Annotated in this window: 32 protein-coding genes; 23 read left to right on the forward strand and 9 right to left on the reverse strand. The window is 52.6% G+C overall.

Going from position 1 to position 24,943, the window contains the following annotated elements:
- Window positions 1-116: 116 nt before the first annotated feature.
- Window positions 117-590 (reverse strand): YmfL family putative regulatory protein, encoded by a 474-nt coding sequence (locus AC2FCQ_RS21405; RefSeq protein WP_490307790.1) that lies wholly within the window; start codon window positions 588-590, stop codon window positions 117-119.
- 25 nt (window positions 591-615) lie between these two features.
- Window positions 616-813 carry a Cro/CI family transcriptional regulator gene (locus AC2FCQ_RS21410; protein ID WP_318438463.1) on the reverse strand — a complete coding sequence of 66 codons (198 nt, stop codon included), beginning with the start codon at window positions 811-813 and terminating at the stop codon, window positions 616-618.
- 92 nt (window positions 814-905) lie between these two features.
- Here AC2FCQ_RS21410 and AC2FCQ_RS21415 point away from each other — a divergent pair, with 92 nt between their 5' ends.
- The 19 genes from AC2FCQ_RS21415 (at window position 906) to zur (ending at window position 12,786) form a co-directional block, all read left to right on the forward strand.
- Entirely contained in the window at window positions 906-1,568 is a 663-nt protein-coding gene (locus AC2FCQ_RS21415) for a LexA family protein (RefSeq protein ID WP_318438462.1), read from the forward strand.
- A 144-nt stretch (window positions 1,569-1,712) separates the two neighbouring features.
- Complete coding sequence (locus AC2FCQ_RS21420; protein WP_262016966.1) at window positions 1,713-2,108, forward strand: hypothetical protein; 396 nt, start codon at window positions 1,713-1,715, stop codon at window positions 2,106-2,108.
- Between the two features lie 1,115 nt (window positions 2,109-3,223).
- On the forward strand, window positions 3,224-3,754 hold the full coding sequence (locus tag AC2FCQ_RS21425) for an HD family hydrolase (RefSeq protein ID WP_490307788.1): 531 nt from the start codon (window positions 3,224-3,226) through the stop codon (window positions 3,752-3,754).
- Window positions 3,754-4,374 carry a 3'-5' exonuclease gene (locus AC2FCQ_RS21430; RefSeq protein WP_490307786.1) on the forward strand — a complete coding sequence of 207 codons (621 nt, stop codon included), beginning with the start codon at window positions 3,754-3,756 and terminating at the stop codon, window positions 4,372-4,374. The genes AC2FCQ_RS21425 and AC2FCQ_RS21430 overlap by 1 nt, the downstream gene beginning before the upstream one ends.
- Entirely contained in the window at window positions 4,371-5,273 is a 903-nt protein-coding gene (locus tag AC2FCQ_RS21435; RefSeq protein ID WP_490307785.1) for a hypothetical protein, read from the forward strand. The genes AC2FCQ_RS21430 and AC2FCQ_RS21435 overlap by 4 nt, the downstream gene beginning before the upstream one ends.
- Complete coding sequence (locus AC2FCQ_RS21440; RefSeq protein WP_490307784.1) at window positions 5,266-5,529, forward strand: hypothetical protein; 264 nt, start codon at window positions 5,266-5,268, stop codon at window positions 5,527-5,529. Before AC2FCQ_RS21435 ends, AC2FCQ_RS21440 begins: the two co-directional genes overlap by 8 nt.
- Window positions 5,530-5,547: 18 nt before the next feature.
- Entirely contained in the window at window positions 5,548-5,766 is a 219-nt protein-coding gene (locus AC2FCQ_RS21445; RefSeq protein ID WP_490307783.1) for a hypothetical protein, read from the forward strand.
- Window positions 5,759-6,187, forward strand: a complete 429-nt coding sequence (locus tag AC2FCQ_RS21450; RefSeq protein WP_490307782.1) for a hypothetical protein — start codon at window positions 5,759-5,761, stop codon at window positions 6,185-6,187. Before AC2FCQ_RS21445 ends, AC2FCQ_RS21450 begins: the two co-directional genes overlap by 8 nt.
- A 59-nt stretch (window positions 6,188-6,246) precedes the next feature.
- A complete protein-coding gene (locus tag AC2FCQ_RS21455; RefSeq protein ID WP_490307781.1) occupies window positions 6,247-6,453 on the forward strand; it encodes a hypothetical protein in 207 nt (68 codons plus the stop codon).
- Window positions 6,450-6,650 (forward strand): hypothetical protein, encoded by a 201-nt coding sequence (locus tag AC2FCQ_RS21460; protein WP_490307780.1) that lies wholly within the window; start codon window positions 6,450-6,452, stop codon window positions 6,648-6,650. The genes AC2FCQ_RS21455 and AC2FCQ_RS21460 overlap by 4 nt, the downstream gene beginning before the upstream one ends.
- Window positions 6,643-7,311, forward strand: coding sequence for a hypothetical protein (locus AC2FCQ_RS21465; protein ID WP_490307779.1), 669 nt, complete (start codon window positions 6,643-6,645; stop codon window positions 7,309-7,311). The genes AC2FCQ_RS21460 and AC2FCQ_RS21465 overlap by 8 nt, the downstream gene beginning before the upstream one ends.
- 93 nt (window positions 7,312-7,404) lie before the next feature.
- A complete protein-coding gene (locus AC2FCQ_RS21470; RefSeq protein ID WP_490307777.1) occupies window positions 7,405-7,647 on the forward strand; it encodes a hypothetical protein in 243 nt (80 codons plus the stop codon).
- A gap of 56 nt (window positions 7,648-7,703) precedes the next feature.
- Window positions 7,704-7,958 carry a pyocin activator PrtN family protein gene (locus tag AC2FCQ_RS21475; protein WP_490307776.1) on the forward strand — a complete coding sequence of 85 codons (255 nt, stop codon included), beginning with the start codon at window positions 7,704-7,706 and terminating at the stop codon, window positions 7,956-7,958.
- Between the two features lie 92 nt (window positions 7,959-8,050).
- Window positions 8,051-8,224: a hypothetical protein gene (locus AC2FCQ_RS21480; protein ID WP_490307775.1), complete on the forward strand. Its 174-nt coding sequence runs from the start codon at window positions 8,051-8,053 to the stop codon at window positions 8,222-8,224.
- Window positions 8,225-8,943: 719 nt separating this feature from the next.
- Entirely contained in the window at window positions 8,944-9,960 is a 1,017-nt protein-coding gene (locus AC2FCQ_RS21485) for an acyltransferase family protein (RefSeq protein ID WP_490307773.1), read from the forward strand.
- Window positions 9,961-10,268: 308 nt separating this feature from the next.
- Entirely contained in the window at window positions 10,269-10,802 is a 534-nt protein-coding gene (locus tag AC2FCQ_RS21490; RefSeq protein ID WP_209637012.1) for a tetratricopeptide repeat protein, read from the forward strand.
- Between the two features lie 89 nt (window positions 10,803-10,891).
- A complete protein-coding gene (locus AC2FCQ_RS21495; RefSeq protein WP_265556941.1) occupies window positions 10,892-11,341 on the forward strand; it encodes an RNA polymerase sigma factor in 450 nt (149 codons plus the stop codon).
- Window positions 11,338-12,096, forward strand: coding sequence for an anti-sigma factor family protein (locus tag AC2FCQ_RS21500; RefSeq protein ID WP_404760546.1), 759 nt, complete (start codon window positions 11,338-11,340; stop codon window positions 12,094-12,096). The genes AC2FCQ_RS21495 and AC2FCQ_RS21500 overlap by 4 nt, the downstream gene beginning before the upstream one ends.
- 177 nt (window positions 12,097-12,273) lie before the next feature.
- Window positions 12,274-12,786, forward strand: coding sequence for a zinc uptake transcriptional repressor Zur (zur, locus tag AC2FCQ_RS21505; protein ID WP_209637008.1), 513 nt, complete (start codon window positions 12,274-12,276; stop codon window positions 12,784-12,786).
- 91 nt (window positions 12,787-12,877) lie between these two features.
- On the opposite strand, the gene AC2FCQ_RS21510 is transcribed toward zur, so the two are convergent.
- The 4 genes from AC2FCQ_RS21510 to AC2FCQ_RS21525 form a co-directional block, all read right to left on the reverse strand.
- Window positions 12,878-13,087 carry a CsbD family protein gene (locus AC2FCQ_RS21510; RefSeq protein WP_017894203.1) on the reverse strand — a complete coding sequence of 70 codons (210 nt, stop codon included), beginning with the start codon at window positions 13,085-13,087 and terminating at the stop codon, window positions 12,878-12,880.
- 267 nt (window positions 13,088-13,354) lie between these two features.
- A complete protein-coding gene (gene dinF, locus AC2FCQ_RS21515) occupies window positions 13,355-14,695 on the reverse strand; it encodes an MATE family efflux transporter DinF (RefSeq protein WP_209637006.1) in 1,341 nt (446 codons plus the stop codon).
- 216 nt (window positions 14,696-14,911) lie between these two features.
- On the reverse strand, window positions 14,912-15,520 hold the full coding sequence (lexA, locus tag AC2FCQ_RS21520) for a transcriptional repressor LexA (protein WP_037416119.1): 609 nt from the start codon (window positions 15,518-15,520) through the stop codon (window positions 14,912-14,914).
- Window positions 15,521-15,641: 121 nt separating this feature from the next.
- On the reverse strand, window positions 15,642-16,010 hold the full coding sequence (locus AC2FCQ_RS21525; protein ID WP_061807784.1) for a diacylglycerol kinase: 369 nt from the start codon (window positions 16,008-16,010) through the stop codon (window positions 15,642-15,644).
- A 149-nt stretch (window positions 16,011-16,159) separates the two neighbouring features.
- On the opposite strand from AC2FCQ_RS21525, the gene plsB reads away from it, so the two are divergent.
- The gene (gene plsB / locus AC2FCQ_RS21530; protein WP_209637004.1) at window positions 16,160-18,628 is read left to right on the forward strand and encodes a glycerol-3-phosphate 1-O-acyltransferase PlsB; all 2,469 of its coding nucleotides are present in this window, start codon (window positions 16,160-16,162) and stop codon (window positions 18,626-18,628) included.
- 60 nt (window positions 18,629-18,688) lie between these two features.
- On the opposite strand, the gene ubiA is transcribed toward plsB, so the two are convergent.
- Together ubiA and ubiC are read right to left on the reverse strand one after the other, a co-directional pair.
- A complete protein-coding gene (ubiA, locus tag AC2FCQ_RS21535) occupies window positions 18,689-19,582 on the reverse strand; it encodes a 4-hydroxybenzoate octaprenyltransferase (RefSeq protein ID WP_209637002.1) in 894 nt (297 codons plus the stop codon).
- A complete protein-coding gene (ubiC, locus tag AC2FCQ_RS21540) occupies window positions 19,579-20,103 on the reverse strand; it encodes a chorismate lyase (protein WP_209637000.1) in 525 nt (174 codons plus the stop codon). The genes ubiA and ubiC overlap by 4 nt, the downstream gene beginning before the upstream one ends.
- A gap of 399 nt (window positions 20,104-20,502) precedes the next feature.
- On the opposite strand from ubiC, the gene AC2FCQ_RS21545 reads away from it, so the two are divergent.
- From AC2FCQ_RS21545 to AC2FCQ_RS21555, 3 genes are read left to right on the forward strand one after another with little or no spacing between them, the layout of a single operon-like run.
- The gene (locus tag AC2FCQ_RS21545) at window positions 20,503-21,885 is read left to right on the forward strand and encodes an MFS transporter (protein WP_209636997.1); all 1,383 of its coding nucleotides are present in this window, start codon (window positions 20,503-20,505) and stop codon (window positions 21,883-21,885) included.
- Between the two features lie 22 nt (window positions 21,886-21,907).
- Window positions 21,908-22,909, forward strand: a complete 1,002-nt coding sequence (locus AC2FCQ_RS21550) for a LacI family DNA-binding transcriptional regulator (RefSeq protein WP_490307769.1) — start codon at window positions 21,908-21,910, stop codon at window positions 22,907-22,909.
- A gap of 22 nt (window positions 22,910-22,931) precedes the next feature.
- Entirely contained in the window at window positions 22,932-23,915 is a 984-nt protein-coding gene (locus tag AC2FCQ_RS21555) for a nucleoside hydrolase (protein WP_490307768.1), read from the forward strand.
- Window positions 23,916-23,970: 55 nt separating this feature from the next.
- On the opposite strand, the gene malM is transcribed toward AC2FCQ_RS21555, so the two are convergent.
- Window positions 23,971-24,873: a maltose operon protein MalM gene (gene malM / locus AC2FCQ_RS21560; RefSeq protein ID WP_490307767.1), complete on the reverse strand. Its 903-nt coding sequence runs from the start codon at window positions 24,871-24,873 to the stop codon at window positions 23,971-23,973.
- Window positions 24,874-24,943: the final 70 nt, after the last annotated feature.

Genomic DNA, 24,943 nt, shown 5'->3' on the forward strand with positions numbered 1-24,943 from the left:
GCTGAATGAGCACTTAAATTGCACTGCTGGCCTGACTCGGTTTAAACTGTTCATGCGTTAATTACTCCACACGTTTAATTGATGCACCCGACGCCCCGGACCGCATATCTGGGGCGTCAACCTTTCTGGTATTTGGATTTTTTGCTAAACAGCGCCACCACTGCCCTAACTTCTGCATCACGCGCCTGCAAGTGCTTGCGGTGAAAACGCATAATGTCGGCAGCTTCTTTCTCATCAATGACTCCATCAGCGAGCGACTCCTGAATGATCTGATCCACATGGCCACGGTGAACGGCGGTGCGGATGCTTTTGCTGAACAACTCTACCTGGTCCAATTCTTCGAGGGCTGGGTTCTCTACCACCAGCAAACCGCGGCGCCGGGCGAAATAATCGGCTAGCAGGTTGGTACCGGATATATCTTCCATTGCTTCCAACTCGCTGATCTCGAAGAAGCGGCAGCCGTTCTTCTCGTACAGGTTGTTGTTAAAAGCCGTCTCAGACATACCCAGTGCGCCGGCCATCGCCGAACGACCACCAGCAACCGCCTTACACATGCCTTTCACTACATCTTTCAAATTTGGCTCTACCATGTTGTTTTTCCTTTGGTAGTTACGGTTATGCCGCCGGAGCGGTAGACTTCAAATACAGCTCTGGTTGGTACTTAAGTGCCCCACCAGTTAAATGCTCAATTCTCATAGCCTGTTTTTCGGGGATAACTTTTCCCCATCGGCATACCGCCGGATGTTTTATTCCCAGCGCCATAGCGGTGTTAACTACCCCGCCAAAGTGGGAAATTACTGTTTCTTTGTACATAGAAACTCCTAATTGGTTTACGTGATAAAGGTAACAAAAGGTACATCACAAAGCAAACACCTTTCACCCCCTTATCGCGTAACATTGGTTACATGAAAACAGCAATGAATGATCGAATTCGTATGCGGCGACTGCAGTTGGATATGACCCAGCTCCAGTTAGCAAAAGCCGTTGGCGTGAGTCGGGTATCCGTCACCAAATGGGAGACGGGTGTCACTCAACCCGATGGGGAAAATTTACATGTTTTAGCTCGGGTTTTATCATCTAATCCTGAGTGGCTTCTCTATGGTAAAGGAGACGAAACAAACTCAGATGACACGAAGTTAAAGCCGATTACTGCGACTCCATTTAATATCCCAGTAATATCCTCCGTGCAGGCCGGATCATGGACAGATTCCTACACCGCAGCACGCATTTCAGATGTTCTTAGATGGTGTAGTACAACAGTGAATGTTTCCGATGATGCTTTCGGCCTTGATGTTCGTGGTGAGTCGATGACTAACCCCAATGGCAGCCCAACAATACCAGAAGGATCAACGGTTATCGTGGAGCCGCATTACGGTTCAATTGAGGAACTGTCTGGAAAAATAGTCGTTGCTATGATCGAAGGTAGCTCTGAGGCAACAATCAAAAAGCTAGTAATTGATGGACCAAATAAGTACTTAATGCCACTTAATCCAATCTTTAAACCTATAGAAATAGATGGGAATTGCCGGATTATTGGTCGTGTAGTCCAGGTTACACAAGACCTCTGATAGCCTCATCCAGCCCCTCTCGGGGCTTCTTTTTGCCCCCGTATGTAACTTTAAGTACATTTTACTCTTGACGCCACAGGTAACTATAGTTACATTAAATCCATCAAAGGCGCACAGCCAGATTCTCAGTAAGGGGTTTAGGTGATGGAAGAAATCGACAAAATCATTACAGGCATGGCCGCGGAACGCGATAAGCACCTTGCAGATCTGCAGTACCTGGTAATGACCAGCGCAGCCTGGGGCGTTAAAAAGGTGGATGTGGATGTGATTGCAGCCGCTGGAATGGTGAAGCTGTCTGAAAAGCTACTTCGCAGCCAGATCACTCTGCAGGAGGCCACGGTACAGCGGGCTGTTATCCGCTCAGTTCTTAATCCAAGCGTACAGGGCTATTGCATGCCAGAAAAAAGCGAAACCGCCGAGGCGATCTCGCTGCAGCTGAAGGATAAATTTATTTCAGCGTTTTCTCACGAACAACCGAAAGAATCTCTTCAGCAATGTCAAGAGAACCAGAGCGGTTCTCAGTTGACAGCCGCGCCCTAACTTGGATTTCGATATCACGGATAAACCCGTTCGGATCTTCAGAACGTTTGGCGATAACCGAAATTAAAGAGATGAGAATGGCTTCGGAAGCAACATCGTAGTTAGCCGATGGGGTTCCTAAAGCAGTTTTAGTTTCAAAAAATGCCATACAAGTTCCTTTTTCTTGGTTGTTTAAGCACCTCCAAGATACCACGCGCCGGGCGTGGTTAAAAATCCCGGCACACAACGGCATGCTCACTCGCCCTTTCCCTTAAGTCTGGGAGCGGTGGAGGATCCTAACTCATGAGTGAGCAGCCCAATGTGAAGTGTCTTTTAACCCCTGTTGCTATCAGCTTCGGCTATGACGGCGCAGTAAGGTAACGAGCAAGGGGAGCCTGCCCCGAGACCAGAACAGGCGTACGGATGGAGGGCGACATTATGTGACAGGTGAACGGGCCGACCGTAAATACTGGCCAACCGCAGCAGCGGTAAATGGCCAAGTTCCCCCGGCGACGGAGTGAGGGAAAGGTGGCGATAAGCATCACGCAGTTCCGGTTGGCGCCCGGTTAACGCATCAAATAGCCTTGAGAATATGAGCGTCCACTCTGTTAGCGATCCTTGCGGTTGGCAGACGGTGGAGCCGGACAGCGTAACCGGCATGCAACTGAAACGGTTTTTAGGGGACGCGGTCTGTTTTACAGCGTGGCGAAAGAACCGGAGATAAAGCCGTTTCAGTTGTGGTATCCGGTGATAGACGGGCTCCCTCTCCGTCTGTGGGTTAGACTCCTTCACCACACCTTATGCGCCGCGTCGGCGGCACTGCAGCGAGAGCAAGCGCAGATATCCGACGGAGTTTTGCTGTGTGTAGTGAAGCCTTTGCGGCTGTTCTGATTTGGGTTGGTGTCAGCCGCATTTTTTTCACATATCTGGTGGCGTACTGTTCTGGGTTCCCCTTATCCCATTACACAGTATAAAGCCCCGGTGCGGTGCGCCACCTGATGTGTGAGTAATTAACGGGAGCCAGCGCTATGCGGGTGTCTGGCCTCCATTCTTAAAACCCGATTTTCTCTCTGCGAAAAGTTGCCAATTCTGGCAGGGCTTCGCTTTGCCGAAAATCAGCGTGTGGGAATTAACGTATGAGCTGGATTACCACTTTTACAGGCCGTCACTTGGACTTTGCAGCGCCGGCGGTCGAAAGCATTTGCATCGAAGATATCGCACAGGCGCTTTCCCATGAGTGCCGGTTTGCCGGCCATCTGCCGAACTTCTACAGCGTGGCGCAACACTCAGTGCTGTGCAGCCAAATTGTGGCGCCAGAGTTCGCTCTTGAGGCGCTGATGCACGATGCCACCGAAGCCTATTGCAAAGATATCCCTGCCCCACTGAAGCGCCTGCTGCCGGATTACCAGCTCATCGAAGACCAGCTCGACGCAGTGATCCGCCAGCGCTTCTGCCTTCCTCAGCAGATGGATATCGCTGTGAAGTATGCAGACCTGGTCATGCTGGCTACCGAACGCAGGGATCTTGATATCGATGATGGAAAAGCATGGCCAATGCTGGAAGGCATTTTCCCAGCTGACATCGTAATTAATCCGGTGATGCCGGTGCAGGCGCGGGCAATGTTCGTTGCACGCTTCAATGAGCTGACTGAATGGGGAGTGCTGTGATGATTAACACAATCACGATCGATACCGAAACCCTGGACGTGTTGCCGTCGGCAGTGCTTCTCTCTATCGGCGCGTTTGCCTTCAATATTGACGACGTTCACCAGACCCAGCAAAGCATCATCAAAGTGGCGCGTGAGGGTGAGCTGGCCGACTACTCAACCAACGCATTTTACTGCCTGGCTGATACCTTCGATCAATTGATGAAAGGCCGTACCGTCAGCACAGAAACCCAGGCCTTCTGGCGCAAGCAAGGCGAAGAGGCGCAGGAAGCTTTAGTCGGCGACCGCGAACCTCTGAGCCAATGCCTCGGGCTGCTGTCCAACTGGATTAAGCAGCACCCCAATGCGCGGATCTTCTTCCGTGGAACCGATTTTGACGGATCGATCCTCGAAAATGCCTACCGCATGTATGAGATCGAATGTCCGTGGCACTGGGGCGGCAAGCGCGACGTGCGCACCTATATCGATGCCATGACCAAAGGAACCAAAGGTTACCTGCCTAAAACCCACCAGCCATGCTTCGCGATGGTTAAGCATAACTCCCTGCATGACGCTATGAACGACGCAGAGCAGATGGCCATTGCCTATCAGCTGAATACTCAACAGGTAGGTGCAGCATGAGCTTCTATAAGATCCATACACCGGTTGCCATCGCTGCTTGGGATGCAATGCACCAGGCTGATGCTGAACTTCGCAAACAAGGCACGGCGTTCGCTGAATTGTTCGTCGCTCGGCCTGTATTTAAAAATGATGTTACCAGCACGTCATTCAACGGCATTCGTTTTCACGGCACTACGTATGTTTCCGAGTCTCTGTGGACTCAGCCCACCAGCAACAACGGCTTCTGTAGTTGGCCTAAATCCAAGGCTCCGCGCGGAATGTCAGCCGAGCACAAAGCACTGATGGAGATTTGGAACAGTAATCGTCCTAAGAAATCAGTAGATGTCTCTGCTTTCTACCCTGCTATCGGGCTCGACTGGGAGATCCTGTTTATGACTGGTTTCGCCATGTTCCGTCACACCGATACGATCTATATCGAGACCGACGCAAAGCCAAAGTCTGATGCTGGCGCAGTGGAAATACTCGGTAGCGAGTACAACGCGGCAAAGCAATTTTCGGCCACGTTGAAACTGACACCTATTGCGACTGGTCGCCATCGCGCGCGGTTTTCATGGATAAACCGGAGGTGCGTGATGCCAGCAAATGAACTGAAGCCAACTTTGGCCGATTGGTTGGAAAGTGGTGAATACCTTCCCGAGTTCATGCGCGACTTCCATGACCAAAAGGATGTGTTCAAAGCCATGCACCACATCATCAAAAACGCAGACGAAAATGGTAACGCACGTGATGGCCACATCTACGTTGTCGATACCTTCCTGTGGTATATGGCCCGATGCGGATACACCTTGCAGCGCAGTAGAAAACAGGTCGAGTTTCGTGACATGGAAGGCGATATCGACAAGATGAAAAAGGATGTTTATTCAGCCTTCTCAAAATTGGTGGAGGCCCAGCATGGCTAAACGCAAGAGCAACAGAGCGGCTCGGAGGTTGTTGTGCATGCCTGTTTGGCTGAGCAACAGAAAGCAGATGTCAAGTTGGCCATCGACAATCAACACGGTTTATTTCTCCGACAAAGTAAAACCATCACGCAGCCAGCGGAGGGCAAAGCGCCTAGTTGAAGAGAGGCGCATCGAGCGGCACTTCGAAGCCAACATCCTTGCCGGGATGAATGACGATCAGGCATGGGCCGAAGCGGTAAGAACAATTAAGGGCTGAAGCCCAGGAGAAAGCATTATGAGCACTGAGAAGCTGAGCGAACTGAGCAAGCCAGTTGATTTCTTAAAATCGGCCACTCTCATTGCGGCCAGAAACTTTGAACGCTGGTCAAAGTTAGCGGCAATGACGCATGAATCATCAAGTGTGCTGCATAGCATCACGCTGCTTGAGACATCGCAACTGCTATCCGCCCTGCTGGCGCGTATCGAAGAACTGGAGGGCAAAAACAATGGATGATCTGAAGGCCGTAGCCGACTACTGGCGCAAAGTTAAATCCGGCGAACTACCCGCGACGGGGCCGAATGAAATCGGCATCACAATCTGGACTGCCGAAGCTGCGATAAAGCGCATCACCGAGCTGGAACGCGCCAATAAGGCGCAGGACGACCACATTAACCAGCAGCAGGACAGAATCGATTCGCTGGAGAAGACAAACTCCGATTTGGGGCAAGCGCTGGGAGTGTCAGAAAAACGGCTGGCTACGCCGGTGCGGTTGCCTCCACTGATGGATGGGGAGCTGTGCGGTAAGTATGGCGCCAAGTATGGCGCTGCGGCCAATGCTCACAATAACGCTATTACGGCCTGTTCAATTGCTATTTGTGGCGCTGGCTTTAAGTCAGAGGTAACGGCGCCCAAGTGCGTGGGGGATGAACAGTGATCAAGAACGCTATTTTAAACCGGAAGAAATACCCGGCCCTATCGTGGTGGGAAAACTTCATGGGTGGTCATATCAACGTCGGGCCGATCACTATCCACGGTGAAAACGCAATGCACTGGGCGGTGAACATCCGCACCAAGCGATGGGGTTACGTGTGTTTCCGTCTGCCGTTACGCTGCTTCGGTAAGTGGTGGCCACTATATTTTTACTGCTCACCTAACGGCACGCCTTGGGCAGCCACTTTTAAAATCGGGGGGGATGCATGACACAGACACTAACGACTGAAGCGATGCAGGAAATTTATGAAGCGGCAGTGCATTCAGAGGCATCAGGCAGCCAGGAAGCAGAATTCGAATTACTCTGCAAGCTGGAGGATGTTGGCGGAACCGGTGCAACAATCCGCAAGCTGATCGACATGGTGCGGGCGGCTAACCGGGAGGCGCAGCCGGTGGCGGATGGATAAAATTGCTGGTCATGCGGTAAGTTTTTCACCTACTCGCAGCATTCTGAATGTGATGGATATTGCCCGCACTGCAATGCTCCGGTCGATCTGGATGAAGGGGAGCTTAGCGATGAAGACTAACGACTGGCAGGACACGATAGCAATGGCGGCTTCTGCGATTGAGGATTTGTTGGAAACGGCAGACGAACACGCCGGGTGTTGGGCTGATGTGCCAGCAAGGTTGCGAGCGCTCACCGCCCCGCCAGCGCCAGCAGTGGAGGATGGTTCAGCGCGCCAGGAAGCTGAGCATGTTGCATCGATTCTGGAGCTCATTGGCAGTTTCGAAGCTGACGATATTGATGGCGACACAGTGGATCTGCGCTTCGAATTGGATGGCGTTGATACTGGATCAGATGCCTCGATCACCGAATATGCCTCCCGTGGGTCTGCTGTTATCAATCAACTATTGCGCATTCTAGCGACTCAACCTGTAAGTAGCGGTTACAAATTGCCGGACAACGTGCGCGAAGCTCTTGCGCTGGCGTTACAGGCTATGGAATTTATGGGCGACACGCTGAATAACATCGACGCGGTATGCACCGAAGATGTTGAGTATGTTACACCGGCATTCACGGCGGTACGCGGGTTGCTGGCAGCAGCACCGGAGGGCAGCAATGGCTAAACTGATGCTGAACGTAAAGCAGCACAACGGGAGCGGCAGCGCAAAGCAGGTGTTGTCCCTTTCGAACTTAAGCTGGATCAGCAGGAAATCGATATGCTACGGGAGAACTGTGCGGCTCGCCGGCCGCAACGTGAACCTTATGACATGGATGAATACATCACCATGCTGATCAGGAAGGATAACGCCGAATTAAAAAAGCTGTTGGCGGCACGCGATAACCGGTGCTGTGGTAAGTGCAAGGACAAGCTACCAGGGGATCCTGAGGGTTGTTACTTCCTCGGTGATTCTGAGTGCTGGCAAACCTACGGTTGGCACGAAACTAAATTAACAGTGTGACATGTCACGATTGAATTAATGCCCGTATGCGGCGGGCTTAACGTGTGGAGATAATCATGAATACAATGTTTTTGTTGATGGCTGAGTTTGAGACCTCGGATATCCCTCTGGAGAAAATCGCAGAGAAATACCTCGGTATCTCAATCGAATTAGCCAATAAGCGTGCGAACGCCGGTAAGTTGCCGATCCCAAGCTTCAGGGCGGCAGACTCGAACAAAGCCCCGCGCCTGGTGCATGTGAAGGATTTAGCAGACTATCTTGATCAACGCAGGGCAGCAGCAAGGGAGGAGTTCAGGCAGGTTAATTCGTAAGTCGGCGCGGGGTGCGAGGTCACCAATAGCACCCCATAAAATTGTAACTTGTTAATTATAATAGTATATCAATCCCATCGAGCATCGGCGCGATGGAGAAACGATTGGCGGCGTATTTTGAGGCGTTATTGTCTGTCGTCATGCTGGGCTACTGGCTACCTGATTCTGTCTGGGATTCAACGAACGGCGTGCTGCCGCAAACGGCTATTATACCGACAATCGGCGGCATTGGGAAAAGCGCCGTGTCGTCAGACCAAAAAAGTTGAAGAAAAGAGGAATATAAGACGCAATTAAAGGCCCTATACCATTGTAAAATATGAATGTTACTCGAGCAGAAAGATCCAGTATCTGACCGAAGAAAGGAGAGAATATATCCTTTGTGAAATTGACTGCCCCGTCGATGTATATAACTAAGTTATTCAGAATAAAAATGCATTTGATTATAGAGTAGTTAACTCTTTATCCCCTATAAACTCAATGACATTAATATGGCTATACAAAAATGACCTAGCAGGTTGATTTTCATACTGCGAATTTTACCCATTATTCTCATGGTTACTGTCTATTTTTTCTCAAATTCAGTGTTTAGCGGCACTACTGTGGTAAACAATTTTCAATCCAACACGCTACCTTCCTCATGAGATTATTCTGAAACCTTCTCAAGAAACCACTGAGCCGACACACTGAACTGGTCACTTTCTGGGCTTCCACTAACACGCCTGATGATACTGAAAGTGCGAAAATCAGCCTTAACCTACATATCAAATACCCAAGTCAGAACCGTACATAACCAATCCAGGCTGGCAAAGATATGGGAATCACTCAAACCAATCTATTTACAATTGATTAATAAATGGCGATATTTGGTTACGTATTTATCTCAATTGATAGATAACTTGATGTGTAAGGTCAAAAGAAGGTCAACCAGCTCGGGAGATCACATGCAACCCAAAAATACCAAAATTACTTTGACGCAAAGGTCGCTATGAAAAAGCTAGAGTCATTACAGTACGCTAGGGCAATAGCCGCAATTCTGGTTGTCATAGATCATACAGTAACTCAGTTCTCACTTTACCATTCGACGGGGATGCCTTTCGTCGATACGCTCTTAAAAAAAACGATTAACATGGGTAATATAGGAGTGTATGTTTTCTTTGCTATAAGTGGGTATATTATGTCTTATACCACAAAGAATAAAATTTTTGATTTTCGGTACGGCTTGACTTTCTTTAAAAAAAGAATAATGAGGATTTATCCTTTATACTGGATATACTTAACATTATTCTTATCATTATGGGCAGCTGGTCTAGCCATGCGTACATATCATTTTGATACAGGGCAAATAATTGCTTCTTATCTCTTGATTCCATATGGAGTGACAAATGATAAGATTACACCTCCAGTCTTGGCTCAAGGATGGACGTTAATATATGAGATGTTCTTTTACCTAACATTCACACTATTAATCATGTTAAAATTAAGCAAAAAAATAGTACCATTGGTATTATTTTTGGTATTTTTATCATTAATGATTATGTCAAGAAATGAACTTTTCAAAATTAGTGAAGTTAACCTGTTCTTTTCAAAATGGTTACTCCTTCTTTTTGTGGCTGGGGTAATTATAGAAAGAAATCAACACGTTATAACATCACTTATCGGTAATACCAACAACACAATATTATGGATTTTAGTTTCAATACTAATTTTGGCCGCAACATATATAAGCAAACCTATAACAGTTGATTACTTAATTAGCATAGTAATACTTATATTAATACTCCCAATTAACCAAGAAAGGAAGAACCTCTTAAAGATTGGTGATGCTTCGTATACGATATACTTGAGTCATATATTTTTTGTAATGGCCTATGGTATGTTGGTAAAAAATATATCTAATGTCAGCTTAAATATATTTCTGGGTATAATAATAGCTTTCATATCTATTATTGCAGGTGTTGTTCTGTATGCAGTAATAGAGAAAAAAATACATCGCCAAATTTAATTTAATACTGCACCCAGAATTAAATAATGTTCTGGGTTTTTCATTATCAAGAATATTTTTTCGGCCGTGATATTTGCTTACCAGATGATTAGTCTGCCATGGTGCCTATAATAGATTCATCTACTAACTGAGGCTGGTGAGTTCTGACTAGTCAACGCTAATTTTCGCAATTAACTACTCCAATCAGCTGTGTTCGAAAAAAGCCGGGGCATCGAACAAAAAAATCTGCAAAGCGAATAAAAAAGCGCTTTCAGGTGTTATCTCAGCAAGGGTGCAGCTCCGCGCCCTCTCCCGATGAGGAAACGACCATGAACAATTTCGTTAAACGCCTGCTGCTCCCCGTAATTGCCAGTTCTCTGTTGATTTCCGGTGCCGCGCTGGCAATGGGAGGAGATGGCAGCGGCCAGACTACGCCAACCTGCCCGAAGGGCCAGATATACGATACAAAAACCAAGACCTGCACGGTGGATAAAAGCAGCATGATCAACGACAACGATCGGGCGAACTATGCTTATGCACTGGCAAAAAGTGGTCGCTACCAGGAAGCTCTCGACGTGCTTAACACGCTGAAGGATCCCAATACCGCCGTAGCCTTGAACTACCGAGGTTATGCCACCCGCAAGCTTGGCCGCACCGACGAAGGGATCAGCTACTATTTAAAATCAGTAGCACTCGATCCGAAATACCCAAAAGTCCGCGAATACTTGGGTGAAGCCTATATGGTGAAAGGGCGCCAAGACTTGGCAAAAGAGCAACTGAAGGTGATTCAGTCACTGTGCGGTACCGGTTGTGAAGAGTACAAAGATCTGGCGGCTGCCATCGATCACCATCCAGAGTCATGATGTAACAGAGCCCGGAGGCGAACATCAGCAGAGATGCGATTCGCAACGAAATCGGCCAGTATCTTTCCCGCCTGTGGCGCTATGGCCTGGTGCTTTCCCACCGGCGGGATATTGCCGATGACTTGGTGCAAGCCACCTGCGTACGCGCCCTCGAACGCGCCGCGCAGTTTGCTGTCGGCACGCGTATGGATCGCTGGTTATTTGCAATCCTTCACTCCATTTGGCTTAACGAGATCCGCGCTCAACATATCCGCCAGGGACAAGGTTTTGTCGACGTCGACGAACTGGCCGGTGCGGAAAACAGCGAGCAGCCTATCTGGGCTAATGAAGTGATGCAGCGGGTCAACCAACTGCCGGAGGCACAGCGCAATACGCTGTTTTTGGTGTACGTCGAAGAGCTTTCTTACCGTGAGGCCGCTGAAGTGTTAGGTGTACCCATTGGTACCATAATGAGTCGCCTGGCGGCAGCGCGACTGAGGTTGGCGAACGACAGCATGCTGCAAACCCGCTCACCGCAGGCAAAAGGAGGACAATCATGAGCTCAACCTATGCTGCGGATGAACTACTGGTCGCCTATCTGGACAATCAGTTAGACCCACAACAACGCCTGCAACTGGAGCAACGCTTGGCTGGAGAACCTGCGTTGGCTGAGCGTTTGACGTTGCTGGCGCGCAGTAACCTGCCCTTTAAGCAAGCATTCGCCCCTTTGCTTGATGAGGCCCCAGTGCAACAGTTAAGTGAGGCATGGCCACTCACCGTCGCTACCCCGCAAACGGGCATCAGCCGTCGCGGTCTCATCGCTGCGGCCGTCGGCTTCTTGGCGCTCGGGATCGCAGGCGATCGCGTCTATCTGCAGTTTAATCAGCCAGAGGACAACTGGCGTGGCTTGGTCGCCCAATATATGGCGCTGTACACGCCGGAAACGCTGGCAGGTGCCGACGAATCGGCCACGCAGATTGTCGCTCAATTACAACAAACCGGCGATCGACTGGGTATTAGCCTTCCGGCACAAAAACTGGTGTTGAAGGGTGCCGAACTGAAAAACGCCCGCGTGTTGGCCTACGACGATCGACGCATCGCGCAATTGACCTGGCTGGATACGCAATATGGCGCACTGGCACTATGCATTATCCAGCAGACGGGCCAACAACAACCGGCCGAAAGCGAACGCCGCCAAGGCATGAACGTCGTCTATTGGGCCGATGGCAACCATGCCTTTATGCTGATTGGCCATAATCCAACGGGTGAAATGACCGCGTTAGCAGCCCACTTGCAACACGCTTTATCAACCTGACCCCCTTGCGCCCTCCCGCCCACTGATGAGTAAGTTGTGAATAGCGTCACATTTCTGGCGCGCAACACGCGGTCAACCGGGCAATTAACGCGCCATATCAGAGGAAAAGGGGCCGACTCTCGGCGATTTGGCTGAACCATGTTAAAATCGGCTTTTTTACGTACCGGGAAATTTGCCATGAACTCAAACACCCAGGAAAAGCTGCTGGCGCAGGCTGAACAACTCTGTCAGCAACGCAATGTGCGACTGACACCGCAGCGGCTGGAAGTGTTACGCCTGATGGCACAACAGCCCGGTGCCATCAGCGCTTATGACCTGCTCGATTTACTGCGCGTTGCCGAACCCCAGGCCAAACCGCCAACGGTTTACCGCGCGCTGGACTTCCTGTTGGAACAAGGCTTCATTCACCGGGTCGAGTCAGCCAACAGCTACGTGCTGTGTCATCACTTCGAACAACCTATGCACACTTCCGCGCTGTTTATCTGTGATCGTTGCGGTCAGGTGACAGAGCGCACAACTGAAGGGGTTGAAGATACGCTGCAAAAACTGGCCAAAGAGTCGGGGTTTGTCCTGCGTCACAGCGTAGTGGAAGCACACGGCCTGTGCGCCGCTTGCGTTGAGGTAGAAGCTTGCGACAGCAAACATGATTGCGGCGAACACGACCATAGCATTGCCATCAAGAAGAAATAGACAGGGTTAGCAGGCACCTCCTTGTGTCTGCATGCCTGGCACCAAGGGGAAGGCGCCAGACTTTCGGCCGCATCCGCTGCGGCCCATCGCGCTACCAGCGATATTTGTTATGATCTTCCCAAGACTTCACTTCTTTCTCGGCCGCCTCTTTCTGGTAGCCGTAGCGCTCCTGGATTTTACCGACAAGCTGCTCGCGTTTCCCTTCGATGACCGTCAGGTCGTCATCGGTCAGCTTGCCCCATTTTTCTTTCACTTTCCCTTTAAACTGCTTCCAGTTACCGTCGGCTTGATCTTTGTTCATAGTATCTCCGTTAACCTGTGGTGAGTCAGTTTTAACTACTGCTGGCTGAGGATATGCCCCGTTTATATTGCCAGCCGCACGATTAATTATAGATGCAGATAGCGGAAAACAAATAAAAACCAGAATTAAAATCCATTTTTAAATTGAAAATAAGAAAAAAACGCCAACAAACAACTTACTACACGACTTGGCTAACCGACGAGAATATGTAACAAAATACAAACAAACACATAATTAAAATTTATGTATTTGCAAGAAAGGCTATCGTCATTGTGCTGCTGAAAACCAGCTGCCACGCAGCCTGTGACGGTGCCAAATCCACCCAAGCGCGATACCGCGCAGCGCAAGAAAGACCGCCAGCGCCAACCACAATCCATGATTGCCCAAGACAGGCACGGTCAGCAGCGTCAAACCGTAACCCGCAGCCGCCACGGCCATGCTGTTACGCATTTCTGCACCGCGAGTCGCACCAATGAACATGCCATCCAGCAAATAGCACCACACCCCAACCAGCGGTAGCACCACCTGCCAAGGTAAATAGTCATTCGCCATCGCACGCAGTTCTGGCAACGAGGTCAACGCCGCAATGATTTGCTGCCCGGCAAAGGCATAAACCACACCAAAGGCTAACGCCACCAAACAGGCCTGCCGGCAAGCCGCGCGCCACACCTTACGCAATTGACTGTCATCTCTGGCACCATAAGCATGACCAGAATGCGCTTCTACCGCATAGGCAAAACCATCCAGTGCATAGGCGGTAAAGGTCAGCAAATTCATCAGTACCGCGTTTACTGCCACTACGTCACCGCCAAGCCTGGCGCCGAAGATAGTCAAGGATGCAAAGCACAATTGCAGCAACAGTGAACGCAACATGATATCGCGGTTCAACGCAAGCAAACGCCGCAGATTACCGCGCCAGGCATGGCGCAACATCGGAACAGAAATACCGCGTATGCGCATCACTCGCCAGGACAGCCATAAACCCAGCAGCAGCGTAGCGTACTCAGAGACGGCGGTCGCCGTCGCGGCACCTTGCACATTCCAGCCCAGCCCCATGACCAACCAGATATCCAGAACGATATTCAACACATTACCGACTATCAGTAGGATGACCGGCGCCCGCACGTATTGCACGCCAAGCAGCCAACCCAAGATCACCATATTTGCCAGCGCTGCCGGCGCGCTCAGCCAACGGATCTCAAGGAACAACCGTGCCTGCTTCAGCACCGCATCGTCACCGCCAACAATCTGCAGCGCCAGATCGATCAACGGATGGCGCAGCAACACGATAACGACGCCGGCCAATACTGCCAGCAACAGCGGCTGCATAAAGGCACGTGCCAATCCCTGTGGGTTTTGTGCGCCCAGCGCCTGTGCCGTCAATCCGGTGGTACTCATGCGCAAAAACAGCAACAACATAAACAGGAAGCTGGTCGCCATCGCCCCGACCGCCACGCCCCCCAAATAAACAGGGCTGTCGAGGTGACCTATCACTGCGGTATCGACCAACCCAAGCAGCGGCACGGTGATATTGGAAAAGATCATCGGTAGCGCGAGGCGCCACAAGGCTTTATCGGTATCGCTGGTGAAGGCGGAAAGCAGGCGCATAGTGGAATGTTCCCGTGTATACCCGTCATCTTTCAAGTTGCAGCGTTGTTATCTGCACTCGCTCACCCCAGTTACTTACCTGAGTAAGCGCCTGGGGATGAGCGAGTTGGCCGCCTAGCTGCAACTTGAAAGCTATAGGGTATATAGTGAATCAGATATGACATCGCCCCAGAACTGGGGCGACTTAAATCAGAGGACGATGTGTAGGCGTGAGGATTAAACCCAGTCGCCATTGCGGATCACACCGACCGCCAGGCCTTCAATGGTGAAATTCTGCTGGCGCAGATCAACCACAATCGGTTGGAACTCGCTGTTTTCCGGCAATAACTCAACAACATTTCCGTGTTTTTTCAGACGCTTAACTGTAACTTCGTCTTCAATACGCGCCACAACGACCTGGCCGTTACGCACGTCCTGAGTTTTATGTACCGCCAGCAGATCGCCGTCGAGAATACCGATATCACGCATCGACATACCGTTGACCCGCAGCAAGAAATCCGCACTTGGCTTGAACAAGGAAGGATCCACTTTGTAGTGCCCTTCGATATGCTGCTGCGCCAACAGTGGCTCACCGGCGGCAACACGACCGATCAACGGTAAACCTTCTTCATCTTCCATCAGCAAACGAATGCCGCGCGATGCACCAGAGACGATCTCGATGACGCCTTTACGCGCCAATGCTTTCAGGTGTTCTTCTGCAGCATTTGGCGAGCGGAACCCCAGACGCATGGCGATTTCGGCGCGCGTTGGCGGCATGCCAGTGGACGAAATATGATCGCGAATCAGATCATAGACCTCTTGCTGTCTGGTAGTTAGTGCTTTCATTCCGCCCCCTGTTTGTTTATACAGTCTTGCTGTGAGTATATACAGGTAAGTGCGGCTTGGGAACCGAAGAATGAATAAAAATCAGGGATTAGCGACCCACGTCGCAACAGGGCCACCCCATTCAGGCAAAGTGTTGCCAGAGCACCGAGCCCCAGACAAACAACGCCAAAATAATCGCCAGTGAAACTGCTGCCGACCCCATATCCTTGGACCGGCCCGAAAGCTCATGATGTTCAGTGCCAACCCGATCGACAATCGCTTCTATCGCGCTGTTGAGCATCTCGACGATCATCACCAGCAGCACCGATCCGATCAATAAAATGCGCGCTATCGCACCCACGTCCAGCCAAATCGCCAGTATGATAGCCAGCACGGTGGCGACCAGTTCTTGGCGGAACGCCGCTTCATGCTGCCAGGCAGCGGAAAAGCCTTTATAAGAGTAGCCGGCGGCTTTAATAATACGGGTCAGGCCGGTTGCTTGGTTTGCCATGTTTTTTAGTGCCTTTCACAGAGGTAAGTCATAATTAAAGAGTCTAGGCCAGGAAATGCTTCCGGCTCTCGGTTTTCCAACACCACAGATCTGCTACCCGGTTTCTGGTATGCTTGCGACGCATTGCTAACAAGAGGCTTCACGTTGTTATGTCAGGTTGGCGTAAAATTTATTATAAACTATTGAATTTACCACTTAAATTGTTGGTAAGAAGTAAGGTTATCCCTTCAGATCCGGTCACGGAGTTAGGGTTGGATCCCTCACGGCCGATTTTGTATGTTTTACCTTATAATTCCAAGGCGGATTTACTGACGCTGCGCACCCAGTGCCTGGCGCAGGATCTGCCCGATCCTCTCAATCCGCTGGAGATAGACGGCACCGTGCTGCCTAGCCACGTGTTTATTCACGACGGCCCGCGCGTGTTCCGCTACTACACACCGAAAGAAGAGTCAGTAAAACTGTTTCACGACTATCTGGATCTGCACCGCAGTAATCCGGATCTCGATATTCAGATGCTGCCTGTTTCGGTGATGTTTGGTCGCTCCCCAGGCCGCGAAGGCCACGGCACGCCACATCTACGTCTGCTCAACGGCGTACAGAAGTTCTTCGCCGTGTTGTGGCTCGGCCGCGACAGCTTTGTGCGTTTCTCCAACACCGTCTCACTGCGTCGCATGGCGACTGAACACGGCACGGACAAAACCATCGCACAAAAACTGGCGCGCGTGGCGCGAATGCACTTCTCGCGTCAGCGTCTGGCTGCCGTTGGCCCAAGTCTGCCGGCCCGTCAGGACCTGTTCAACAAACTGCTGGCGTCCAAAGCGATCGAAAAAGCGGTCGAAGACGAAGCACGCAGCAAGAAAATTTCCCATGAGAAAGCCCAGCAGAACGCCATTGCACTGATGGAAGAGATCGCCGCCGACTTCTCATATGAAACGGTGCGCCTTTCTGACCGCGTGTTGAGCTGGACCTGGAACCGGCTGTATCAAGGCATCAACGTCACCAACGCTGAACGCGTGCGCCAGTTAGCGCAAGATGGTCATGAGATCGTCTATGTGCCCTGCCACCGCAGCCATATGGACTACCTGTTGCTTTCTTATGTGCTGTACCACCAAGGCTTGGTGCCGCCGCACATTGCCGCCGGTATTAACCTTAATTTCTGGCCGGCTGGCCCCATCTTCCGCCGCCTGGGCGCCTTCTTTATCCGCCGGACGTTCAAAGGCAACAAACTGTATTCGACGGTGTTCCGCGAATACCTCGGCGAACTCTTTAGCCGCGGTTACTCCGTGGAGTATTTTGTCGAAGGTGGCCGTTCTCGTACCGGACGCCTGCTGGAACCGAAGACCGGCACCCTGTCGATGACCATTCAGGCGATGCTGCGTGGCGGTTCTCGCCCGATCACACTGGTACCGATCTACATCGGTTACGAGCACGTGATGGAGGTGGGCACCTACGCTAAAGAGTTGCGTGGCGCGACCAAAGAAAAAGAGAGCCTGCTGCAGATGCTGCGTGGTCTGCGCAAGCTGCGTAATCTCGGCCAGGGTTATGTCAACTTCGGTGATCCACTGCCGTTGACCACTTACCTGAACCAGAATGTGCCCCAGTGGCGCGACGCGATTGACCCGATCGAATCCCAGCGCCCAAGCTGGTTAACGCCGACGGTCAACGATCTGGCTGCCAAGATCATGGTGCGTATCAACAATGCCGCCGCGGCTAACGCCATGAACCTGTGTTCTACGGCGCTACTGGCTTCACGCCAGCGCTCGCTGACCCGCGAACAGCTGTTAGAACAGCTGGAATGCTATCTGCAACTGATGCGCAACGTGCCTTATGCCAGCGATGTCACCGTACCGACCCAGACGCCGGATGAGCTGCTGGATCACGCGCTGAACATGAATAAGTTTGAGGTCGAGAAGGATAATATCGGCGATATCATCATTCTGCCGCGCGAGCAGGCAGTGCTGATGACCTATTACCGCAATAATATCCATCATCTGCTGGTATTGCCTTCACTGATCGCCACCATCGTGATGCATCACCGCCGGGTTTCTCGCACCGAACTGCTGCGCCAGATCGGGTTGATTTACCCCATGCTGAAGGCGGAGTTGTTCTTGCACAACGACAAAGAACAACTGGCGGAAGTGCTGCGCCCGCTCATCGACGAAATGATCCGTCAGCAACTGATCTGCGATAAGGGTGACGCTCTGGTACTGAATCCAGCACGCATCCGGCCATTGCAATTGCTGGCAGCCGGTATCCGTGAAACGCTGCAACGCTATGCCATCACCATGTCTATCCTCAGTGCGAATCCAAGCATTAATCGCGGAGCACTGGAGAAAGAGAGTCGGATTATGGCCCAGCGTTTGTCAGTGCTGCACGGCATCAACGCACCGGAGTTCTTCGACAAAGCGGTATTCTCAACCCTGGTCGCAACGCTGCGCGAAGAAGGCTATATCAACGATATTGGCGATGCCGTACGTGAGCACACCATGGAGGTGTATAGCATGCTGAGCGATTTGATCACCCCAGAAATCAAATTGACCATTGAGAGTGTCAGCATGCCAGCGGAAACCAACGCACCGTCGGTTGCGCTCGAAGAAGCAGAAGAAAAAGACGAGTAATCCGTTGATACGGAAACGAAAAAGGCACCCAAGGGTGCCTTTTTTATTACCAGTAGCCCGTTAAGCCTGCCAATAACTCAGCGCGATACCGATAAACAGTACCAGCCCGACGTAGTTATTATCCAGGAACGCCTTGAAGCAGGCCTCGCGTTCGCGACCGGCAATCTGCTTTTGCTGATGGATAAATAGGGCACCCGCCAGCAACAGCGACCAATAAAACGCGCCGCTCAACTGCGCCAGGTACCCCACCCACACCAGCAGTAGCAAGGTGGCAAACTGCAGCAATCCGATGATCAGCTTGTCGTAGCGACCAAACAAAATGGCGGTGGATTTCACGCCAATCTTCAGGTCATCGTCACGATCGACCATGGCATACATTGTATCGTAAGCCACCGTCCAGCAAATATTGGCCAACAGCAATAGCCAACAGCTCAGCGGCAATGATTCGCTCACCGCAGCATAGGCCATTGGGATGCCCCAGCCAAAGGCGACACCCAACACAAACTGCGGCAGATGTGTGACCCGTTTCATAAACGGATAGGCCCATGCCAGCGCGAGCGCCGCCAGCGACAACCAGATGCTCATCGCATTCAACGTCAGCACCAGCCCAAAGGAGATCAGCACCAGCACCACAAACAGCACTTTGGCCTCTTTCTCGCTTACCCTGCCACTCGGCATCGGGCGCCCGGCGGTACGCTTCACGTGGCCATCGACAGCCCGATCGGCGTAGTCGTTCACCACGCAACCGGCGGCACGCATCAGGAATACCCCAACCACAAACACCAACAGGATAGACAGCGATGGCACACCCTGCCCCGCCAGCCATAGTGCCCACAGCGTCGGCCACAGCAACAACAAAGTGCCAATCGGTTTATCGATGCGCATCAGATGGCTATAAGCCCGCCACTTGCTTTGAATCACGCTTCCCTCCAAGGTATTGTCTCTCCTCATCATTCTGGGTCCGTACTCTCTGCCGTATACAGTGGCGAAGCAGGCAAAAATAGTTCAGTCAGCAACAGCGGTTTGCCCGCCAGCCGCAGGCGGGAACGACGCGCCCACAGGTTCTCTTGCCGGCCAATGTGAATATAATCGCGAGTCAGCTCATTGCTGCTGAACAGATAACGCCCCAGTGGCAGCGTGCCCAAATCCACCAGCGCCAAGTCCGGGCCAGTAAGCGTTTCCTGCGGGATCACCGTTCGCCCCAGCAACCAAGGTTGGTTGTCGCCCAGTAACACGATTTCACGTAGCCAGTAGCGCGGGCTGTCCGGCAAGTGTTCGGCCTCGTCACCCAACTGATCGCGGGTGACAAAACATTCGCGCTGCGGTTCAACGTGCACACGCCCACAGTGACGCTCAAAACGGCGAGTCATGGACCCTAACTCCATCAACCAGTCGCTAACGGCAGCGGGCACGGGAGGATGTTGCGCAGATAACCACGTTAGCGACGGCAGGATGGAATCCCTATTGCCAGACATTGTTCTACTCCATGCCTGACGCCACGCGTGACGGCGGTGACAGGCCATACAAACTGTTAACAGATGCCCATTGTAACGCAGAAATCCAAAAGCGGCAGGCTGATTCGTGATGTAACACACCGCAAAATCACCACCGAAAAAGCACCGCAATGTCATCTTTCTGCCATCTGTTTTCTTTACCTTCGTTCACCGGAGCGATGGGTATTCTGTGATCGTCAGCAAACTTTCACCTCTGCAGCATTGTTTTATCTACGCGCGTAGATACCCTTGCATCGCAGCGTTGAATCGCCATCAGTCCAACACTTTGTCAGCAAACCTTCTTGCCGACACCAGGGAAACCATCTTTACCGCGATCACGCGATCAAGGCGTGGCGCAGACTAAAAGAGGATATCAATGCCATGAGCGAAACAACGCTTGCAACCCCACAGGCCGCCAGTGAGACGCTGGCGGCCGATGAACGTTTGGCTACCAAAGAGGGGCGCGGTCAATTCTGGCGCGCCACGTTCTCCTGTTGGCTCGGCACCGCCATGGAGTATGTCGATTTTGCCCTGTATGGTCTGGCGGCCGGCATGGTGTTCGGCGACGTGTTCTTCCCCGAAGCCACCCCAATGGTCGCATTATTGGCAAGCTTCGCTACCTATTCCGTCGGGTTTATCGCCCGGCCTATCGGCGCGTTAGTGTTCGGCTGGATTGGCGATCGCAAAGGCCGTCGAGTGGTGTTGCTCACCACGGTCGCGCTGATGGGTGTTTCCACCACGCTGATCGGGCTGATCCCCTCCTACGCACAAATTGGCGTCTGGGCACCCACTTGTCTGGTGATCCTGCGTTTTGCTCAGGGCTTCGGTGCGGGGGCCGAGCTTTCCGGTGGCGCGGTGATGCTGGCAGAATACGCACCGGCCAAGCGCCGTGGTCTGGTCGCTTCAATCATTGCCGTCGGCTCCAATAGCGGCACGTTACTGGCCTCGCTGGTGTGGCTGTTGGTGTTGCAACTGGACAAAGCGGATTTGATCGCCTGGGGCTGGCGCATTCCGTTCCTCGCCAGCATCTTGATTGCCGGGGGAGCGTTGTACCTGCGCCGTCACGTGCGTGAAACCCCCGTATTTGAACGCGAGCTGCAGCAAAATCGTCAGCGGATGCTGGATAACACCCCTGTCGCACCGGATAACCGCAGCTACCTGCAACGTACCAAAGCCTTCTGGATCATGCTCGGCCTGCGTATTGGCGAAAACGGCCCATCCTATATGTGCCAGGGGTTTATCGTGGGTTACGTCGCCAAGGTGCTGATGGTGGATAAGTCAGTGCCGGCGCTGGCGGTAATGATTGCTTCACTGTGCGGTTTCCTGGTTATCCCGCTTGCCGGTTGGCTGTCTGACCGTTTCGGTCGCCGCGTCACCTACCGTTGGTTCTGCCTGTTGCTGGTGCTCTATGCTTTCCCGGCATTTTGGTTGCTCGACAGCCGCGAACCGGCGATAGTGATTTCAGTGATTGTGGTCGGTATGTGTATTGCGTCACTCGGTATTTTTGGCGTGCAGGCCGCCTACGGCGTGGAACTGTTCGGTGTCAAAAATCGCTATTCAAAAATGGCGTTCGCCAAGGAACTGGGATCGATCCTGTCCGGCGGCACCGCACCGCTGATTGCTACTGCGCTGCTGGCGGGTTTCGGTCACTGGTGGCCTGTTGCCTGCTATTTTGTTGTAATGGCGGGCATTGGCTTAATCACCACCTTCTTTGCACCGGAAACCCGCGGCCGCGATCTTAACCTGCCGCAGGACGCAGTGTAATCAGGGCGCACAGGAACCCAACTTGGATAATCAATCCGCGCGGCGTATCACCCGCGCCGACGTCGCCCGCGTTGCGGGCACCTCGGTCGCGGTCGTCAGTTACGTGATCAACAACGGTCCGCGTCCGGTAGCGGAAGCCACCCGTTTGCGGGTACTGGCGGCCATCGAACAAACCGGTTACCGGCCGAACGACATTGCCCGCGCGCTGGCTTCCGGTAATACCCTGACCTACGGTTTAGTGGTGCCTGACATCTCCAATCCGTTTTTCGCCACGCTGGCACGGGCGCTGCAACGCGAGGCATTCAGCCACGGACGCGTGCTGCTGTTGGGTGACGCAGGCGACGACCGGCAGCGCGAACAGGATCTGATTAATCATCTGCTGCGCCGTCAGGTTGATGGGTTGCTCTACACCAGTGTCGATCGCCACCCATGGTTTGATCTGATCCGTGCCTCCGGCACGCCTTGTGTGATGATTGACACTATCGACAGCCATGCAGGCATTTGCGCCATACGCGTCGATGAGCGCGATGCCGCCTGCCAGGCGACACGACATCTGTTACAACACGGCTACCGGGAAATTGGCATTTTCATTGGCCCATTGAGCATGCTTAACGCCCAGGACCGCCTAAACGGCTGGCGTGATGCCTTGGCCGGGGCGGGCATTACCCCGCGTGAGGAATGGATTTTTGAAACCCCCTACACGCGTCAGGGCGGCTATCAGGCCTGTCAGAAAATGCTGCAAGCGCCCCGACCACGGGCCATCTTCACCTCCAACGAACAGCAAGCGCTCGGCTGCCTGTCGGCGCTGGCGGAACATCAGCTGCGCGTGCCGGACGATCTGGCTATCATCTGCTTTAACGGCACCCAGCAATCCGAATTCAGCATTCCGCCCCTCAGCGCGGTCGAACAGCCAATAGATGCCATGGCGAAACGGGCAATCGCCATGCTGGCTGCCGGAGCCGCACAACCGGAGCTGCATGAATTCGCCTTCCAGCTGCATATCCGCCGATCGTGCGGCTGCTAGTTTATTGATTTAGGTAACTGCTATGCGTTTGATTATTGATTGCGATCCCGGCAACGGCATCCCCGGTGCCAACGTGGATGACGGACTGGCTCTGGCATTGGCACTGGCAGCCACGCCGCGACTCTCGCTGGAGTTGATCAGCATTGTGGCGGGCAACACGCCACGCGACGTCGGCTTCGCGGTGGCACACCATCTGTTGCAACAAACCGGCTATCAGGTCCCCGTCGTAGCTGGCGCCGCCTGTGCCTTGAGTGAGCCGCCAGAACCCTGGCGTGCTCATCTGGATCGTGCGATTACCGATCCAGATTTAGCCCGTCTGTGGCGAGAAACGCCTTATCCGCGCGCCACAACGACAACCACACCGAATGCCGTCGTCGCCATCGGCGAGCTTATCTGCAATAACCCCGGTGAAATCACCCTGGCAGCGATCGGCCCGCTCACCAATGTCGCGCATGCTTTGCAGCTGTATCCTCAAATGGCCCAGGCCGTGAAGGAAATCGTGATTATGGGCGGGGTTTTCAATGTGGAAGGCTATATCAAGGACACCAATTTTGGATTGGATCCTGAAGCCGCGCGACAGGTACTGACGAGCGGTGCCAACATCACACTGGCCCCCTTAGACGTCACGACACAGACGATGTTGACTCAGGCAGATCTGGCGCGCATGACTCAACCAGATACGCCACTGTGTCGCTATCTGCGGACGACGACCCAGCCCTGGATCGACTATTCCCGCCATACGCGCCATCTACCGGGCTGCTGGATTCATGATGCGCTGGTGATTGCCTGGCTGTTGGAGCCGGCACTGGTGACGACGGAAGAATATTTTGTGGATGTCGCGCTGGAAGGCGCCATGACACGTGGCAGTTCGCGACGTTGGCGGCCAGACAGTTTGCGCCTGACCGTCGGCATGCCGCTGCCCACGGGCAAGCCCGTACGAGTGATGCAACAGGTCGATAATTCCCGTCTGCTGGCGCTGATCGACCAAACGCTGGCCCGCGAATGAAAAAAGGTGCGCCGAGGCGCACCAATCATTGAGCCAGCATCGGCAGCGTCGGGTACTACCCCTTGCCTTTCACGCTGCTAATAAACGTTTTACGTGCTGTGGTGGAACCCAGTTTTTCCGCCTCATTCATCAGCTTCAGCGCTTTATCAATGTCTCCCGCCTTCACGGCCTGTTTGATGCCATTGTTAAAGTAGGTTTCTGTGTCATTCAACATCGGTTCCGCCGGCTTGGTTGGCGCCGGAGCCGGTGCTGCGGCAACTGCAGCAGTAGATCCCACCACCACTGGCGTCGCCGTCGGTGCCGGTTGCAGCATGCCGATCATAATATTGCCGCTGCCCTGTTCTGCGGTGACCTTCAGTTTGATGGTGCCGCCGGCGCTGTGGCTGGCAATAGGATCGGGAATATCCGGTACTGCGTTACCCACACCTTGCGCATAGGCTTTCGCCGGGTTGGTCAGTTGCGTGGTTTTTGCCAGATCCTGACGGGTGGTGTACACCAGCAGGTAGATTTGTTTCTGCCCCAGCGCCGGGGTCAGTTTCAGCGTGCCTTCGAGGCGATCCGACGACATCGCGCCGGGCGGCTGATACGGGAAGTAGCTGCTCGGGTAATACGCCGCCGGGCGCAGGTGCTCATCGAGTACCAGTACGCTTGGTGCATAAATTGCGTTGTTCTTGCTGATGCTGCTCAGCGTAACTTCCAGCGAGCCACGATCGGCTGGCAGCGTATAGGCGGCGATGGCGCCCTGAATATCGCCCTGATTGATTTGCGGGCTGACATTATCCAGTTTCACATCCTGGCTAACCGGTGGTACCAGCGGTTGCCAAGGCAGGCTTTGCAACGTACTGGGGCTAATGGCTGGTGCGACGGAGACATTGGCCGGCGTATCGGCATTGGCCGCCAATGGCGCACCAAGGGTAAGCGCCAGTGACAAACAGAGTGACAGCAGATTCTTTTTCATTGTTATACCCCATTGTATCCGACGTGCCTCAGGCAAGAGAGTCAGTGTCGGCGAATACAGGTTGGGGAGA

This window comes from Serratia sp. CoH_134_PS_4 (genome assembly GCF_058190535.1).